This window comes from Stenomitos rutilans, from assembly GCF_059505485.1.
On sequence record NZ_JCACKR010000087.1, the window covers coordinates 45,952 to 61,837 of the forward strand.

The following is a 15,886-nucleotide window of genomic DNA, read 5'->3' on the forward strand; positions in this document are numbered from 1 at the left end:
CAGAGCCAGATTAAGGATGCTTGTTTCCTTGCTAACACCTAGCGCTATTGATTCTGCCGCCTCTCTACACCTGACGCTTTCAGCCGAATCTCCTCATTTTAGCGCCAAAATGTTCGTTGCGAACAGTCTGTCGGCTTTTGAGAGTTTGAAACTGGTTAATCGTTCCCCTATGCCTTGTTCTAGACACAACCGATCAAGCGTGATTACTGATCTTGCAGTCAGCGAGATTTGAATCGGGTATCTCATCACATTTAATTCAGACACGTTTATCTAGTCAGACACGTTTATCTAGTTAGACACGTTCATCAGAGTCCCTCCTAAACCTTCAGTGTCATGAAAATACTCAAAATACAGACATTACGTGGTCCCAACTATTGGAGCATTCGACGCCAAAAGCTCATCGTGATGCGTCTGGATTTGGAGGATCTGGCAGACAAACCCTCGAATGTGATTCCCGGTTTTTACGAAGGGGTGACGGAGGCATTGCCCAGTTTGATTGAGCATTTTTGCTCTCCTGGGTGCCGAGGTGGCTTCCTTAGTCGCGTCAAGGAAGGCACGATGATGGGGCATATCATTGAGCACGTGGCTTTGGAAATTCAAGAACTGGCAGGGATGATTGTTGGGTTTGGACGAACCCGCGAAACAGCCAATTTGGGCACCTATCAGGTCGTATTTGAGTATCAGGACGAGCAGGCAGGACGCTATGCCGCCAGAGCGGCGGTGAGACTCTGCCAGAGCATTATTGAAACGGGGCACTACCCCAAAGAAGAACTGGAGCAAGACCTGCAAGATTTGCGATCGCTCTGGGCCGATGCCTCGCTAGGCCCCAGTACCGAAACATTGGTAAAAGAGGCAGACGCGCGGGGCATTCCCTGGTTTCAACTCAGCGCCCGCGCCATGATTCAGTTTGGCTATGGCGTGCATCAAAAGCGCATTCAGGCAACGCTCAGCAATCGCACTAGCATTCTGGCTGTAGAGCTGGCGTCGGATAAGGAAGGGACGAAGCAAATCCTGCGGGAAGCAGGCGTGCCTGTGCCGCGTGGTACGGTGATTAGCTACTTGGATGATCTGGAAGGGGCGATCGCGGATGTGGGTGGTTATCCGATCGTCATTAAGCCATTAGACGGCAATCATGGGCGAGGCATTACGATTAACATCACCAATTGGGATCAGGCGGAAGCGGCCTACGATGCAGCGAAAGAAGTCTCTAGAGATGTGATCGTCGAGCGCTTTTACCAAGGACGGGATCATCGTGTACTGGTGATCAACGGGAAAGTTGTGGCAGTGGCTGAGCGCGTTCCCGCTCATGTGATGGGCAATGGTAAAGACACGATCGAACAGCTGATTGAACGAACAAATCTAGATCCCCGACGGGGTGAAGGGCACGAGAATGTGCTGACTAAGCTAGAGGTCGATCGTACCACCTGGCAACTACTGGAAAAGCAAGACTATACGCTGGATACGGTGCTTGCAGAGGGAGAAATCTTCTACCTGCGTGCCACGGCTAATTTGAGTACGGGCGGGATTGCAGTCGATCGCACGGATGATATCCATCCTGAAAATATCTGGCTGGCACAGCGCGTTGCCAAAATCGTGGGTCTGGATATTGCGGGGATTGACGTGGTGACGGCTGATATTTCTCGTCCACTCTACGAAGTCGATGGCGTGATCGTCGAAGTCAACGCGGCTCCTGGCTTCCGGATGCACGTTAGCCCCAGCGAAGGCATTCCCCGCAACGTGGCGGAACCTGTCTTGAGCATGCTGTTTCCGTCCGGTGCACCCAGTCGCGTCCCGATTATTGCGTTGACTGGCACGAATGGCAAAACCACGACCACTCGTCTGACGGCGCACATTTTTAAGCAAACGGGGCAAGTGGTCGGTTATACCACGACAGACGGCACTTACATCGGTGATTACCTCGTCGAGCCAGGTGACAATACGGGGCCTCAAAGCGCTCGCCTCATTTTGCAAGACCCCACGGTAGAGGTGGCGGTGCTGGAGAGTGCTAGAGGGGGGATTCTCCGCTCTGGCTTGGCCTTCAACGCGTGTGATATTGGCGTAGTGCTCAATGTGGCTGCCGATCACCTGGGTTTGGGTGACATCAATACGATCGAGCAAATGGCACAAGTTAAAGGAGTCGTTGCTGAGACTGTGATGCCAGGTGGTTATGCCATTTTGAATGCTGATGATCCATTGGTGGCAGAGATGGCCGATCGCGTGAAGGGGCAGGTGGCTTACTTCTCCATGAAGCCCGATAGCTCCTTAATTCGATCGCACACGCAACAGGGCGGACTGGCAGCCGTCTATGAAAACGGTTACTTGTCGATTCTCAAGGGCGACTGGACGCTGCGCATTGAGCAGGCTGTGAATGTACCGCTCACGTTAGCAGGTCGCGCGCCCTTCATGATTGCAAACGCGCTGGCAGCCAGCCTGGCAGCTTTTGCCCAGGGCGTTCGTATTGAGGATATTCGCGACGCGCTGATGACCTTTGAGGCATCGACCGAGCAAACACCGGGACGGATGAACCTGGTCAACCTGGGGCGCTACCACGCCCTTGTTGACTATGCCCACAACGCTCATAGCTACGAAGCATTAGGTGGTTTTGTGAAAAATTGGCCCGGTGAGCGCATCGGGGTCATTGGTGGGCCTGGCGATCGCCGCGATGAAGACTTCATCACGCTGGGCAAACTCTCGGCGCAAATGTTCGATCGTATCCTCATCAAGGAAGATGACGACACACGCGGTCGCCCACGTGGGGAAGCCGCTGAATTAATTACCGAAGGGATCATACAGGCGAAACCAGACGCTCGCTATGAAACGATCCTTGACGAAGTGACCGCCATTCATACCGCTTTGGATGCGGCCTCGCTCAACGGCTTAGTCGTTATCTTGCCAGAAAGCGTGACTCGTGCCATTGACTTAATCAACGCTCGTCGTCCAGAGCCACCAGCTAAACCAGCACCTGTTGCTATGAAGTCAGCGGAGAATGTACAGGCAGCGAACCATGTAGCTCAACCACAAGCCGTTTCAGAGGCGACCCCTGAAGAATCTGTGGAGTACGTTAACTTCAGCCGCTAGCTTTTTGAAAAGAGGTAACGGCGGTAAACGAGACGGCTAGCGTTCAAGCCGCTGAGCTACTGTTCGCTCTGCTCCTAAACCGTGAGAACTGATGCAAGAAGCGTTCAGGTTCCCAACTTTTAGTAGAAGATGCAAGGCTGCAAAGCTTGTCCTACTACAGAAGTTAGGGCTTTTTGTGTAAGTCCTGAGACTGTTTATTTGCTTGAGGCAGTATGTTGATGGCGATCGACTGATCGACTGACAAAGGTTTTGCAAGGCTGATGGCTTCGTTGCTCACCGGCCCTGCACTCAAAGGCTATGGCTTACGCAACAGCCGGAGGAAACGGCCCTGGGCTGAGGGTTTTGATTGCCAGTTGCAGCCCTGCCATCCACTGATGCAACTTGCCCATGCTTCGCCAGAGGGTTTTTACGCCCGGTGTTTGTGTGAGCGCTGCCCCTGCAGCCACCTAGCATGGCAAGCCACCGCATCGCTTGGGCAAAATTTGGCGGCTTCTGCGACCGATGCTTCGGCTCAAACTTGCGAACCCTTACATAAGTCGCTAGAGCCTTCTCTAACCGAGTCGCAGTGGATCATAGCAAGGCTTCAATTTGACAACCTTGCTTAACCAGACGCTAAAAGCCCTATTCCGCTACACTGCTACCCACTTCTGCGTAATGCATCGCACTAAAGTGCGGGCGGACTATGGCGAGAGGTTCAAGACCTCAGTTAAGACGATCGCGTCGCATCAGGCTAGCCGCGATCAGACGGGATCACTTCAGGCTGTACATTTGCTTGTAATGGCTGAACGAGCACTTTTTGCAACTCTGCCCACAAATCGTCACGTCGATGTAATCCTTCTAGTCGATGCACTACATTGCCGCCCTCAAAGAGCAGAATGGTTGGCAGGGTAGTAATGCGATAGCGGCTTGATAGTTTAAGGTTTTCGTCAGCGTTGATGCCAAACAGCTTAAACCGCTTGCCCCATTCCTCCTGAAAGCGCGTCAGAAGAGGCTCGATCATCTTGCATGGCCCACACCACGGTGCACCAAAATGAACGACAACAGGGATAGGAGATTCCAAAACTTCTTCTACAAAGGTTTGCTCACCCATTGCAAGTCTATAGTTCCTTGTTATTTAAATGCTTAATATTTGCCTTGGGATCATCCTACCAGTGAACGCTACTTGTTGCACGGATCAAAAGGGGATGTGCCCACCAGAAAAGTAAAACGAACCCAACCACACCTAAGTATGCAGGACGCACAAATTCTTGCACATTAAGAGATTGGCGACCCTGTAGAATCGCCGCAAACGGCACCACAGATGTCCGTGCTTTGACCGCTTCAAACGCCTCACCATAGCGAGCAACCAAGCGACGATCGCCATGCCAAACACCAAACAAGTGATGGGCAATCAAGCCAATCGACGTAACGACCATAAACGATGTTCCTAGCCATAGCGTATGAGCAAGACACCAGATGATTTGCCCCACCATTTGTGGGTGTCGTGTAATACGAATGATGCCAGTTTCGTAAAGATGTACCGCTGGTTTTTGGATCGCCGCAATTTCTAAAAGATTAAAAGTCGCCGGGTAGAGAAAGAGAAACGAAAGCGCAGACAAAACCCAAACGATCGTCTGCATTCCTGGTAGTCCCTGGACTTGCCAAAGTTGTAGCCCATCGTAACGGTGATTAAAGAAGTAAATAATAAGGACGATCGCCAGACCCAAACTCACCAGTGCAAAGACAACTCGGTACAGTCGCGGGCCAATTCGCTGTTCGCCCCAGGGACGCAGCGCCGCTAAACCACTATGAGCGATCGCAAAACTCAGCAGCAAACCCAGCACAATCAAATGACTAGGTGTTAACCAGTCGAAAACCATAAGTAGGAGACAACCGTCGAAGGAAGTAAAGAGTACGAGGATAAAGCGTCGAGCAATAAATACACCGACTCCTTCATTATCTAATGCTTTCTCCGCTGTTCCTCATCGTTCCCCTCGTATCCTTGCTTGATTCAAAACCCAATCCCACTATCCTGACTCAAAACACCAGACCTGAATCGGGTTGCTGCAAATCGATCGTATACAGATCTCCCCGACCATCGTTCCAGGTCGCGACGAGTAAGCCATACGGCTCAAGCACCGCGATCGCTGTTGGGTGAGCCGGTCCAGCAATGTGCCCCAACACTACCCCATAGCGGTCTAAGACAATCATGTGTCCATCTGCTGCCACTAGAATGTACCCCCACGAAGCCGCTGCCAGAAGAATCGGCACGATCTCTAGCCCAATGCGGACGATTTTGAGCGGCTTGAGATCGATCAGCAACACCGAATGGGTTTGCCCTGGCTCCAGTGCCAGCAGGTTGTACGGCACCTTGCTGCTCAGTACCTGACGCAAGGGGATCGGTAAGCTGAAGCCATTCACGCGATCGCCTCGACGCGTAAAAATTTCCAGCAGCACCCCGGTAATGTAAGAATTGGTGCTCTGATCCACAAGGTGCGAGAAGGCAACCACATACCGTGAGTCTGGCATCGCCAGGTGAAACACCTGTGCGGTCGATCGAGGCGCTTGAGCTGCATTCCCATGACGACCACCTGATTTGATCGACTGCATCCGCGATAGCTTCCAGAAGCTTAGAGCGCTGGTGACGTTATCTGGTTCTAATACCGCGACCACCATCCATCGTCCTTTTGCCTCAATGGTGGCGAGAAAGTCTCGACTGAATTCAGCCACCAACTCTGGCACCGCAGGCTTAAACGAAGCAAGATTGTGACCATTCGGTGGTTGACCTTGCTGAGTCTGCCCCTGTTGAAAGAGATCAAGTGAGAGGCGATAGATCGATCGCTGAGTCAACGCAAAGCAGCCTTGAGGTCTTACCAGCAAGCTTTTCACCACTTTGGGTAACCGAACAGAGGCTAGCCGCGATCGTTTCCCCTGCTCTACTGGCGTTCCTTCTGATGTCAGCAACCCTTCTGGATAACTCCGACAACCGATATAGTGATTGCAAAGCTGATACACTCGCTCATCTCGCTCTGCTGAGGCAGGTGTAGAAGTTGAAACGACCGCCGCGATCGCCTCCATTTGAACCTTCATTGGCGGTAACGGAGGCTGAGAAACTTGGGGTACCTGGGCAGAGCGGGGCACCAACTGTTGCACTTCGGCCTGTAGTGCTTCCTGCTGAATGTATGTGCATACTCCTATTGGTGAAACGATGGGCGATCGTAGGAATCTGGCCTTTGACCAAGCCTGTTCAAATTCAGGCATGGCTTCTGCGATGGCCGCCTGAACAGCGGTAACCATTTGCGCCGCAGACTGAAAGCGCCGCGCTGGCAGCTTTTGCAACGCGGTCAAAAGCACCGAATGCAGCGCCGTTGGTACTGTGCTGGGGATCTTCACTGGGTTATTAAGATGTGCCGACATCATGGCGATCGGCGTACCAGAGAAAGGTCGATATCCCACCAGCAATTCAAACAGCAAAATGCCGACTGCATACAAATCAGAGGTCGCAGCGTACTGGCCGTAAAACCGCTCTGGAGCCATATAAGCAGGCGACCCTGTATTACCGCCATCGCCGTCAGCGCTTTCTTGGTGCAAACGGGCGATCCCAAAATCAGATACGCGAGCCGTCCATCCATCTGCCTGTAGCGTCAGCAGAATGTTTTCGGGCTTGATATCACAATGGACAATACCGCGACTATGGGCATGATCTAACCCCGATAACACATCAACTACTAGCTTTAAGCACTGTGCCGGATGTAAGCGAACATCTTCTTCCATCAGCCCGCGTAACGTACCGCCCTCGCAGTAATCCATCACGAGATAGCGTCCAGTTGGAGTATGTTCTAGAGCGTGACACGTCACGATGTTAGGGTGCTGCAAACTGAGTAAAAATCGCAGTTCGCGCAGAAATTTATGCGTTGGAAATCGTTGTTTATCAAGTTCTTTGAGCGCTACTAAACGACCTGTTTTGCGATGGCTAGCACAGTAGACGCGCCCAAATTGCCCCTGTCCAACTAACCCTAACAGCCGATATTTAGAGCGTTTTAGCTCTTTTACAAGATGTGACACATTGTGGAACGAGTAATCAGTTTCTAGTAATTCATGTGGTTGTGACTAGTTAGACATTACTGTTCGATCGCGTTAAGAAAGGCCACAGAACAGTAGAGTTAGTCGATTTTAGCTGCGAGTTGGTACCATACTAAATTTCCTCTTGATTAAAGGAAACGGTGAACGATTTTTCTGCAAAGTGCTGATAAGACACAGACAGGCTTACATTTATGCACAAATTTTTTGCATGATTGAATCATGGTCTAAATGATCCTCTACCATGATCTCAGCAGGCTGTAAGCGACTATTTAACCCTAAGAGAAAGCGATTGCAATCCGCATTTAACGATTCACAGGTGGTTTGAATGCAGTGTAGTTCGCGTCCCGTTAATTGGCTGAAGAATGCGCTTAGAACACCCGCTTCTAAAAAGCAAACGGGTACATCACCTTTAGGAGCCTGACTAGCAAAGGGAGAACCGTAGGTTTTGATGAGTAAAAAGCCCCGCTGTTGGTGTGCATGATCCAACTCGATCTTGCCCCACCCATACGCAGCCCAGCAAGACTGCAAACTATTGATGAACTCCAGCATCGACATATCTGCAAGCGCAGTACCGTAATAATCCGTCAGTTCTTCCCGGAAGCGGGTATAAAAGTTTTTGCCCCACCAGCGGCCACAGTTAAACAGCACCAAGCGCGAAGCTTGCCCTGTTTCTTTTTGTAGTCCTGAATAGATCGCTTGAATTAAGGTTTCGGGAAGTGCCAGAAGTCGATCGCCGCGACGATTCTCTAATAAGCCCATTTCCAAATCGCCCTTTACATAGGCATCGATCGCAAAATAGTTGCCAGGAACGCGATTATTTGTGAGTAGATCAGCAACAGAAATCATAGAGCAATACCAGAAATTGATTGATATAGAGAAGGCTGATATAGATCCAGGCAAACTCTGAAAGGTTGAAGAGACCAAGCTGTTAGTGCTAATTCGCTAGCGAGGTAAGCGGACGAATAACTGACTGCATTCTATGAAGCAGCCGTAGCGAGAGCAGGGGTTTGCAAAATAGCCGTTTGCACTTTGGCAATATATGGACCAACCAAATTAATCTGCTTCGGTGCAAGTGTTTGCATCAATTTCTGATTCAACAGGCGAAAAAGCGCCATGTCAATTGCCCGTGTATTGTGCAGGCTAATCGTTTTTGTCAGCCAATCTACCAGCCGTTCTTGCACAAAGGCTTCATCATTCAGCAACATACCCATTGCAGAATAACGCAGTAGAAGGAGTGCATTTTTAAGACTGCGCTCCAGGTTTTCAACAGTTTCCTGAGGCAGAGCAGCCTCTAACTGATCAGCGACCTGTTGCATGATCTCCAACTCATGATCGCGTAACGCTCGGTATGTCTCCAATCGCTCAGGCAACGAATTGACGTACTGGTTAACAACGCTTAGTTCTTCCGATTTAAGATACCGCAGCTCAGCTTCATCAAAAATCGTTTCAATTTGTGGGTGCATACGCTTTGTAGGAATGAAGGATGAAAGATAAAGGATGAAGATGAAATCAATTCAGCCTTTATCCTTAAGCAGTTAGCCTTTAGAAAAGCCCAGAAAAGTCATCTAAAGTCAGGTTATTGGTCGTAGACGTTGGAGCAGTCTGAATCGGAATAGGAGCCGCGATCGCAGTCCCTTCCCAGTTGACTGCCGCAAAGAACTGACACACGCTCGTTTTCAGACTGAGAGGCGCGTTGCCCCCTTCAGCGAGACTCTGTTTAATCTCTTGAATCGCGGGTGCATGATCTTCCCAATTGATGCCTGTGAAGAATGTTTTCACGGACTCCCGCTGCCACGGTTCAATCACAGAAGCCGCCTTAGCCCCATTGGTGTGAGGGAGAGTAAGAGCGCTCATCGCAGTAAATCTCCTGTGCGTAAGCGCTTCTCAATATCTCTAGCCGTTGCCCCTTCATTGAGCCAGAACGAGGCTGCATCAATCCGGTCTTGACCACCGAGCAGAAATTTGCAGTAGGTTTCGCCCATTGAGTAGCACTGGATTTCGATGCAACTCAGTTGCTTTTTCACCATTTCGGTAAAGAATCCGGCAAAGAGTCCGGCATACAGGAAGCAGACAGGTTTACCCACATCGCCCAAGCTGCGAGCCACAGCGGAGTCAAACACATTGATAAACATAAAGCCTTGCTTGCGATCGCCCATATCGACCTCCCAGCGCCCCCAGCCTTGAGAGGTAAAGGGCCACCACCAGGTTTCGAGCAAGAACAGCAGATTCGTTTGACGGAGGTTGCGATCGAATTCTTTTTCAAACCACTTTTCAAAGAAGAAGGCATCTTTTTGCCCCCATTCACAGCCGATCGTGTACATTGTGGCGGCTGAAGCATCACCCACTTCTTCTTCTAACCCCTCAACCAAACCAATGATAAAATCTTCGGTGGTCAGCACATTTCGACTACCGTTCCAATCGATGATCGAACCGCTATTTGGGTCAAATTGGAAGAAGTCTCGAAACCCATAATGATTGTGTTTCTTTGGGTTTCTCATTTTGATCGGGTTTTCTTGGGGCGTTGCAATCACCATAGTCTTTTCTCGGCGAAATCTAAGTGGGATGAATGTGAGCAGCCAGAAGTAATAAGCCATACTGCACACGGTCTCCTGGGGTCTTAACTCCACCCTCCACCAGGAGAAGATCGGCTTCAACCCAAACGGTTATTGCTGCTTCTGGTTTAATGTTCCCTGAGCCCAAAAGATCTAACCCACTACAGTCAATTGATTGAAAATTTTTATAAACAAGCGTGGTCTAAAGCGCGTCATTAATGAAGCTCAGGAGCCTTGAGATATCGGCATCATCGCGCCCGTTCTAACAAACGAGCCTAGGGGCTGGAATCCTTGCTGCAAGACATGTGTATGAGTCATTGATGACACCTAGCCTTTAGATCTGGCTACCTTTACGCCCTTAAATGTTAGAGAAGCCGCACAATTGACCTCAATGACTCTACAGTTCGCTTAAAACAACAACACCAGGCGATCATTTATACAGTTTTGAGACTTCGCGATCGCCCAGTATAGGGATGTCCTAGAGTCAAATCACCATAACTTACGCCTTCCGCGAGGGAGGCTTTTATTTTGTGCTGAAGGTATGCCCTGCCATTTGTCCTTTGCCATACCCAACTACACTCAAACGCAGGGCTGTTGCGTGTCTGTAAGAAGTATGCTGAAAAACCTGACAAACGCTCCGAAATAGGGTAGATCTAGCAAGGGCATTTCGGTTTGTTAACGCAGTGTTACGTCTGCCAGCCCGGTGGACCGCTGAGCGAAGGTCTAAACAAACGATCGTGACGAAGAATACTGCTGGCTGTCTATTCGTTTCAAGATGTGGGTTAGGTGGGGTCGTGCAAAACAAGCAGAAATTGGTGATGCGGGCTTTGGTCAGAGCAGTCGCAAGCGCTCAACGCTGCGATCGCGGCAGAACTCTGGCAATCAGCGGTTTAGCAGCACTGCTGCCGCTTTCCATCGGGTGCTTCAATCCAGCATGGGCGTATGAGTCTGGGACTGATGCTCCAACAGAGGTACAGCCTGGAGCCGTACCAACTACTAGCTGCCAACCGCTGCGGTCTGCCCAAGCAGGTGGCTTAACTCAGTTAGTGAGTAATGTCACCCAAACGGCAACGCTGATCGAGCAACCTGCGATCGGTATGGGAACGCTGCTTGAAAGCGTGGCACCCCAAATGCTGGCGTATTTAAATGCGGCTCCGTTCCCTGAGATTAATCAGCGTGCCCGATTAGCCAGGGTGCCTGTGATCATGTACCACGATATTCTGCCGGAAAAGCAAGTCTTTTTTGATGTCACCCCAGAAGAGTTTGAGCAGCGCCTTCAACTGATTAAGCAGAAAGGCTTGACACCCATCAGCATGGATCAATTAGTGACCCATTTGCGGACGGGGCTTCCCCTACCTGAAAAGCCGATTCTGTTAACGTTTGACGACGGCTATAGTGGGCATTTCACCTATGTTTACCCGTTGCTGAAAAAATATAACTATCCTGCGCTTTTTGCCATTTACACAGCCAAGGTGGGCAAACATATCGGACGATCGAGCCTGACCTGGGAACAACTGCGGGAAATGGCAAAAGACCCGTTGATTACGATCTCGTCTCACAGTGTGAACCACAAAGTGATGGCTGGGTTGACCCAGACGGAACTTGAGGTCGAAACCCAGGAGTCAAAGCGCACTCTAGAGACAGAACTGGGCGTGCCTGTGCGCTACTTTACTTACCCAGAAGGAAAGTTTGATGCTCAAGCTGTCGAGGCCGTGAAGCAAGCAGGGTATGCCGCCGCGCTTACGATGGATGACAACGATGAGCGGCTAGCAGGGCAATCAGACAATTTGTTTACGATCGGGCGCATTGGGCAATCGCGTCTAGCTGAGATGGTCGATCTTGCCTGGGGTGGCCCTAAGCTGCCGTCCTTTAGTCAGTCCTTTGACTTTACGTCTCCGGTTGTCCAAACGGAAGCGACGATTGACCAAACACCGTTCATTTTCATTTCCGGTGGTAAACCAATCACCATTCACGCCAAAACCCGTGACCAGGTACCCAAAATTTTAGAAGGAACGGAGGCGATCGCGGCTGTAGACGGAGGGTTTTTCTCACTAGAGTTTTTGGATTCTAATGAGATGTTAGGGCCAGTCCTGAGCCAGTCTGAGGGTACTTTTATTCCCGGTAAGCGAGGCGAGATCCCCTTCCTCATCAACCGTCCACTGGTATTGATTGGCCCTAACGCCGTTAAGTTTGTGCCGTTTGACTACATCAAACACAACACCCTGGAAGGCATTCAGGCAGAAATGCCCGATGTTACGGATGCGTTTGTAGCGGCTGGTTGGCTGGTCGAGAATGAACAGCCTCAGCCTATTGAGCGTTTCGGTCGCCTGTATAGCGTCAACGAACTACGCCATCGCGCGTTTTGGGGCATTAACCGGGCTGGTCAACCTCAAATTGGGGTTTCTAAAGAGCCGATCGGCTCTGTCGATTTGGGTGCTGCCCTTGCCAAAGCAGGCTTTAGAAATGCAGTCATGCTTGACTCTGGTGCCAGCACGTCACTTGCCTATAAGGGAAATTCGCTGGTGGGCTATACGCCACGACCTGTGCCCCATGTGGTAGCGCTAGTACCTCCTGCTACGACTCTAAATGCAAGCTGCGCGTTGGTGTCTTCTCGTTAACTGCTGCGATTTTAGCAGCCAGCAGCCAGCGGTCAGCTATCAGCTTTTGAAACCGTTACTGATTGGGTAAGCCAAAGCTCTGTGAACAGGAGCGTACAAGGTATCAGCTGTGATGCATGCAATGGAGGCAGTCGTAAGTCAGCGCCTTACCAACTGTTGACCGCTGATGGCTGATAGCTGGCGACTCTTACTGAATCGCTTTCATCAAAAATTCTGCTAATTCAATCAGTTGAGCTTTATTGAACGCTTCTAACAGCGCTCGTGCTGCCGCTCTTGGTTCGGCAGGAATGATAATTTGATTGGCTTTTGGTGCGATCGCCTCTCGTCCTGCGTGATGCGTTACCTCTGGAGCGGAGGAAGGCGCGATCGGCGGAGGCACTACAACGGGTTTGGCAGCAGGCATCAACTGTCGAAGCGATGGGCTGGGCACAATCTCGCTGGGTCTGCCAGCAATTAACAGGTCGCCCGCTAGCTTCAGCTCTTTGATGATGAGTGGAGCTATTGCTGCATAGGTGTTGCGAGGATTGGCAATGGTTGTATGTACCGCTTGTAGCAACGTGCGCCACTCTGAGGCACCATGCAACGGCACCATCCGGCTGCATAAGGTAGCGAGTTGCTGACGGCTGGCTGGCGTATCTCCTTGCTTGAAGAGTTGCAGCATCATCTTGAGGGCACCGTTGAGCCGATTTGGCAATTCTGGGTTGGCGGGAAGCGGCTGTACCAGGGCGATCGTAGGCTGGCTCTCCACCTGATTACCTTGTAGTAGGCGGTTGAGATAGTTTTGGAGTTCTGCAAACGTTGGCTCGGCTGCCTGAACGGTTTGAGCTGCATCTTCTTCGCGCAGGCCGTAGGGAGATTGCAGTTCTTCCACCAGCTCTTTGAGCAGGTCAAACCCTTGCAAAAACAAGTTTTCTAGATGCTGATCGATCTTGACGGGGTGATCGGTCAGCAGTTTGAAACAATCTTCTAGATAATGCCCGACCTTATGAATGCTGCTAAAGCCCAACATTGCAGCTCCGCCTTTGACTGAGTGAGCCGCACGAAACATCTCATTCAGCCGTTCAGTATCTGCCATCGTGGCTTGTAAATCTAACAAGCCTTGCTCGATCGTATCGAGGTGCTCCTTCGCTTCCTCAATGAAGTAACCCAAGATTTGCTGCTGTTTCGTCGCCTGCACGAGCCTATCCCTCAGAGTGCTAACGTTGTCTAAGTAAAGTGATCTGATGTGTTGCGGGCTTTGCCTCAGTGTTCCCATTCGGCATGAGACTCACGCATCGTTTGAGAGAATCTAGTCTGGAAGTGGGAAGTGGGGGAAAGTTTTGAGTTAAGAGTTTTGAGTTAAGAGTTTTGAGTTTTGACTCATTTGCTTCCCCTGCTCCCTCTGCTTCCCCTGTCCTGCCTCTTGCTAACAACCAACTAACAACCTCCCTCCTGCCTTCTGCCTCCTCTTAGATGTAAGCCAGAACACATGGGCGCGATCGCCGCGAATCCTCATCCCTTCAACAGATATCCTCTTTTTCTAAGGCTCTTTCTTTCAGCCCTTGCAAACTTAACCATACAGGCTCACACTAGACGTGGGAGCAGAGTGGGAGCAAGAGGTTTATTGTGAAAAAAGTTTTAGCCATTATCTTAGGCGGCGGTGCTGGTACTCGCCTCTATCCGCTGACAAAGCTGCGTGCCAAGCCTGCTGTGCCGATCGCGGGTAAATATCGCCTCATCGATATCCCGGTTAGTAACTGTATCAATTCGGACATCTTCAAAATTTATGTACTGACTCAGTACAACTCCGCTTCGCTAAACCGCCATATTTCGCGGGCTTACAATTTTACGACGGGCTTCACCGAGGGTTTTGTCGAGGTGTTAGCAGCCCAACAAACGCCTGAGAATCCCAACTGGTTTCAGGGAACGGCTGATGCTGTACGACAGTATCTCTGGCTCTTTCAAGAGTGGAACGCTGACGAATATTTGATTTTGTCGGGTGATCATCTTTATCGGATGGATTATGGCGATTTTGTGCGTCGCCACCGCGAGACAGGAGCGGATGTCACCATCTCAGTCGTACCGATGGATCATCGTCGTGCCTCTGATTTTGGCCTGATGAAGATCGATCAGGAAGGCCGCATTGTCGATTTCAGCGAGAAGCCTAAAGGGGATGCTCTATCAGCTATGGCTGTGGACACCACAATTTTGGGACTGTCCTCAGAAGAAGCGAAAAAGAGTCCTTACATCGCCTCAATGGGGATTTATGTTTTTAAGCGCGAAGCTCTAGTCAAGCTTTTGCGAGACTTTCCTGATCAAACCGATTTTGGCAAAGAGATTATTCCAGGTTCTGCGAAAGACTACAACCTTCAGGCGTACCTGTTTAACGATTACTGGGAAGACATTGGGACGATCGAGGCTTTTTACGATGCCAACTTAGCCTTAACCCAGCAACCCTATCCGCCTTTCAGCTTCTATGACGAAGATGCGCCCATTTACACGCGTCAGCGCTATTTGCCACCCAGCAAGCTACTGGAATGCAACGTGCGGGAATCAATCATCAGTGAAGGTTGCATTCTCAAAAACTGCTCGATTACCCATTCCGTATTAGGGGTACGATCGCGGGTGGAATCAGGCTGCACGATCGAAGATGCCCTCATTATGGGAGCCGACTATTATCAACCGTTTGCCGAACGCCAAACCGATTGTCAGACAAACCAGATTTCACTCGGCATTGGAGCCGATACCGTGGTTCGTCGCGCCATTATTGATAAAAACGCGCGCATTGGCTGCAATGTGCAAATTATCAATAAAGATCGCGTGGAAGAAGCAGAGCGTGAAAACCAGGGCTTCTATATTCGCAGCGGTATTGTGGTTGTTCTAAAAAATGCGGTCATTGCAGACGGCACGGTTATCTAAGCCAGCGTCATTTAAACCAGCGGCACTGACATGCTGAGTGAGCTTGCTGCATGCAAAAGAAGCGTCTAGATTGAAGCGTAATCTGTCATACGGTCAGCGCTTTTGTCTTACAGTCCTGATTCCTTATCATGCCCTATGAGCGAACCATTGGCGGTTCGGTTCATCCTGCTCGTTGGGCTTCCTGGCAGCGGCAAATCATCGTTTGCTACCGCTCTACTGCGGCATTGCCCTCAACGACGGTTGATTGCGACGGATGCAATTCGATTTCGCCTGTTTGGCGATGAAGCGCTCCAGGGACACTGGCTCAAGGTTTGGCACGAAGTAGGGGCAGTTTCAACAAACAACCCAACACATTGCGGTTGGGCAAGCATCAGAAGCGATTTACGATGCCACCAATGCGGTTCGTCGCGATCGCTGTCGTGCGATCGCCCTTGCCCGTGCTTGTGGCTTTACGACCATCATTGCTGTATGGATCAACACGCCGTTGTCAGTCTGCCTGGAACGAAATCGTCAGCGCGATCGACAGGTGCCTGAGGCGATCATCCTCCAGATGCATCGACACTTGATGGGCGCTCCACCTACGCTGGGTGATGGGTGCGATCGTCTCATTGAAATCAATGGATTAGGACTTACGCACTTGCCCCCAAATCCCCAATGCTGGGGGCGTTAATAGCTTTG

General features: G+C 50.6%; 13 protein-coding genes and 1 pseudogene. 5 read left to right on the forward strand and 9 right to left on the reverse strand.

All coding sequences use genetic code 11. From position 1 onward, the window contains the following. Positions 1 to 333: 333 nt before the first annotated feature. A complete protein-coding gene (cphA, locus tag AC5JLP_RS15690) occupies positions 334 to 3,078 on the forward strand; it encodes a cyanophycin synthetase (protein ID WP_496068863.1) in 2,745 nt (914 codons plus the stop codon). A gap of 302 nt (positions 3,079 to 3,380) precedes the next feature. Here the strand turns inward: cphA and AC5JLP_RS15695 are convergent, their stop codons facing one another. The 8 genes from AC5JLP_RS15695 to AC5JLP_RS15730 form a co-directional block, all read right to left on the reverse strand. Continuing rightward, the gene (locus AC5JLP_RS15695; RefSeq protein WP_496068864.1) at positions 3,381 to 3,524 is read right to left on the reverse strand and encodes a hypothetical protein; all 144 of its coding nucleotides are present in this window, start codon (positions 3,522 to 3,524) and stop codon (positions 3,381 to 3,383) included. A 284-nt stretch (positions 3,525 to 3,808) separates the two neighbouring features. After that, positions 3,809 to 4,168, reverse strand: coding sequence for a thioredoxin family protein (locus tag AC5JLP_RS15700; RefSeq protein ID WP_496068865.1), 360 nt, complete (start codon positions 4,166 to 4,168; stop codon positions 3,809 to 3,811). Positions 4,169 to 4,223: 55 nt separating this feature from the next. Further along, positions 4,224 to 4,937, reverse strand: coding sequence for an NnrU family protein (locus AC5JLP_RS15705; RefSeq protein WP_496068866.1), 714 nt, complete (start codon positions 4,935 to 4,937; stop codon positions 4,224 to 4,226). A 157-nt stretch (positions 4,938 to 5,094) separates the two neighbouring features. Then, positions 5,095 to 7,122, reverse strand: a complete 2,028-nt coding sequence (locus AC5JLP_RS15710) for a serine/threonine-protein kinase (RefSeq protein ID WP_496068867.1) — start codon at positions 7,120 to 7,122, stop codon at positions 5,095 to 5,097. A gap of 207 nt (positions 7,123 to 7,329) precedes the next feature. Further along, positions 7,330 to 7,986 carry a V4R domain-containing protein gene (locus tag AC5JLP_RS15715; protein ID WP_496068868.1) on the reverse strand — a complete coding sequence of 219 codons (657 nt, stop codon included), beginning with the start codon at positions 7,984 to 7,986 and terminating at the stop codon, positions 7,330 to 7,332. 131 nt (positions 7,987 to 8,117) lie between these two features. After that, positions 8,118 to 8,603, reverse strand: a complete 486-nt coding sequence (locus AC5JLP_RS15720; protein WP_496068869.1) for a globin family protein — start codon at positions 8,601 to 8,603, stop codon at positions 8,118 to 8,120. A 79-nt stretch (positions 8,604 to 8,682) separates the two neighbouring features. Beyond that, positions 8,683 to 8,994, reverse strand: a complete 312-nt coding sequence (locus tag AC5JLP_RS15725) for a hypothetical protein (RefSeq protein WP_496068870.1) — start codon at positions 8,992 to 8,994, stop codon at positions 8,683 to 8,685. Further along, positions 8,991 to 9,674, reverse strand: a complete 684-nt coding sequence (locus AC5JLP_RS15730; protein WP_496068871.1) for a V4R domain-containing protein — start codon at positions 9,672 to 9,674, stop codon at positions 8,991 to 8,993. Before AC5JLP_RS15730 ends, AC5JLP_RS15725 begins: the two co-directional genes overlap by 4 nt. A 755-nt stretch (positions 9,675 to 10,429) precedes the next feature. On the opposite strand from AC5JLP_RS15730, the gene AC5JLP_RS15735 reads away from it, so the two are divergent. Beyond that, on the forward strand, positions 10,430 to 12,310 hold the full coding sequence (locus AC5JLP_RS15735; RefSeq protein ID WP_496068872.1) for a polysaccharide deacetylase family protein: 1,881 nt from the start codon (positions 10,430 to 10,432) through the stop codon (positions 12,308 to 12,310). A gap of 187 nt (positions 12,311 to 12,497) precedes the next feature. Here AC5JLP_RS15735 and AC5JLP_RS15740 read toward each other — a convergent pair whose 3' ends face one another. Then, a complete protein-coding gene (locus AC5JLP_RS15740) occupies positions 12,498 to 13,487 on the reverse strand; it encodes an Hpt domain-containing protein (protein ID WP_496068873.1) in 990 nt (329 codons plus the stop codon). A gap of 428 nt (positions 13,488 to 13,915) precedes the next feature. Here AC5JLP_RS15740 and AC5JLP_RS15745 point away from each other — a divergent pair, with 428 nt between their 5' ends. The 3 genes and pseudogenes from AC5JLP_RS15745 to AC5JLP_RS15755 all read left to right on the forward strand — a co-directional run bounded on the left by AC5JLP_RS15745 (position 13,916) and on the right by AC5JLP_RS15755 (position 15,878). Further along, complete coding sequence (locus tag AC5JLP_RS15745) at positions 13,916 to 15,208, forward strand: glucose-1-phosphate adenylyltransferase (protein WP_496068874.1); 1,293 nt, start codon at positions 13,916 to 13,918, stop codon at positions 15,206 to 15,208. Between the two features lie 135 nt (positions 15,209 to 15,343). Continuing rightward, positions 15,344 to 15,511, forward strand: a pseudogene (locus AC5JLP_RS15750) (AAA family ATPase); the annotation flags it as partial. A gap of 76 nt (positions 15,512 to 15,587) precedes the next feature. Continuing rightward, positions 15,588 to 15,878 (forward strand): AAA family ATPase, encoded by a 291-nt coding sequence (locus tag AC5JLP_RS15755; RefSeq protein ID WP_496068876.1) that lies wholly within the window; start codon positions 15,588 to 15,590, stop codon positions 15,876 to 15,878. Positions 15,879 to 15,886: the final 8 nt, after the last annotated feature.

Excerpts from the sequence above, each read along its gene's own strand:
- cphA (WP_496068863.1), top strand. The coding sequence starts at position 334 with ATGAAAATACTCAAAATACAGACATTACGTGGTCCCAACTATTGGAGC.
- AC5JLP_RS15700 (WP_496068865.1), bottom strand. The coding sequence starts at position 4,168 with ATGGGTGAGCAAACCTTTGTAGAAGAAGTTTTGGAATCTCCTATCCCT.
- AC5JLP_RS15705 (WP_496068866.1), bottom strand. The coding sequence starts at position 4,937 with ATGGTTTTCGACTGGTTAACACCTAGTCATTTGATTGTGCTGGGTTTG.
- AC5JLP_RS15715 (WP_496068868.1), bottom strand. The coding sequence starts at position 7,986 with ATGATTTCTGTTGCTGATCTACTCACAAATAATCGCGTTCCTGGCAAC.
- AC5JLP_RS15720 (WP_496068869.1), bottom strand. The coding sequence starts at position 8,603 with ATGCACCCACAAATTGAAACGATTTTTGATGAAGCTGAGCTGCGGTAT.
- AC5JLP_RS15725 (WP_496068870.1), bottom strand. The coding sequence starts at position 8,994 with ATGAGCGCTCTTACTCTCCCTCACACCAATGGGGCTAAGGCGGCTTCT.
- AC5JLP_RS15730 (WP_496068871.1), bottom strand. The coding sequence starts at position 9,674 with ATGGTGATTGCAACGCCCCAAGAAAACCCGATCAAAATGAGAAACCCA.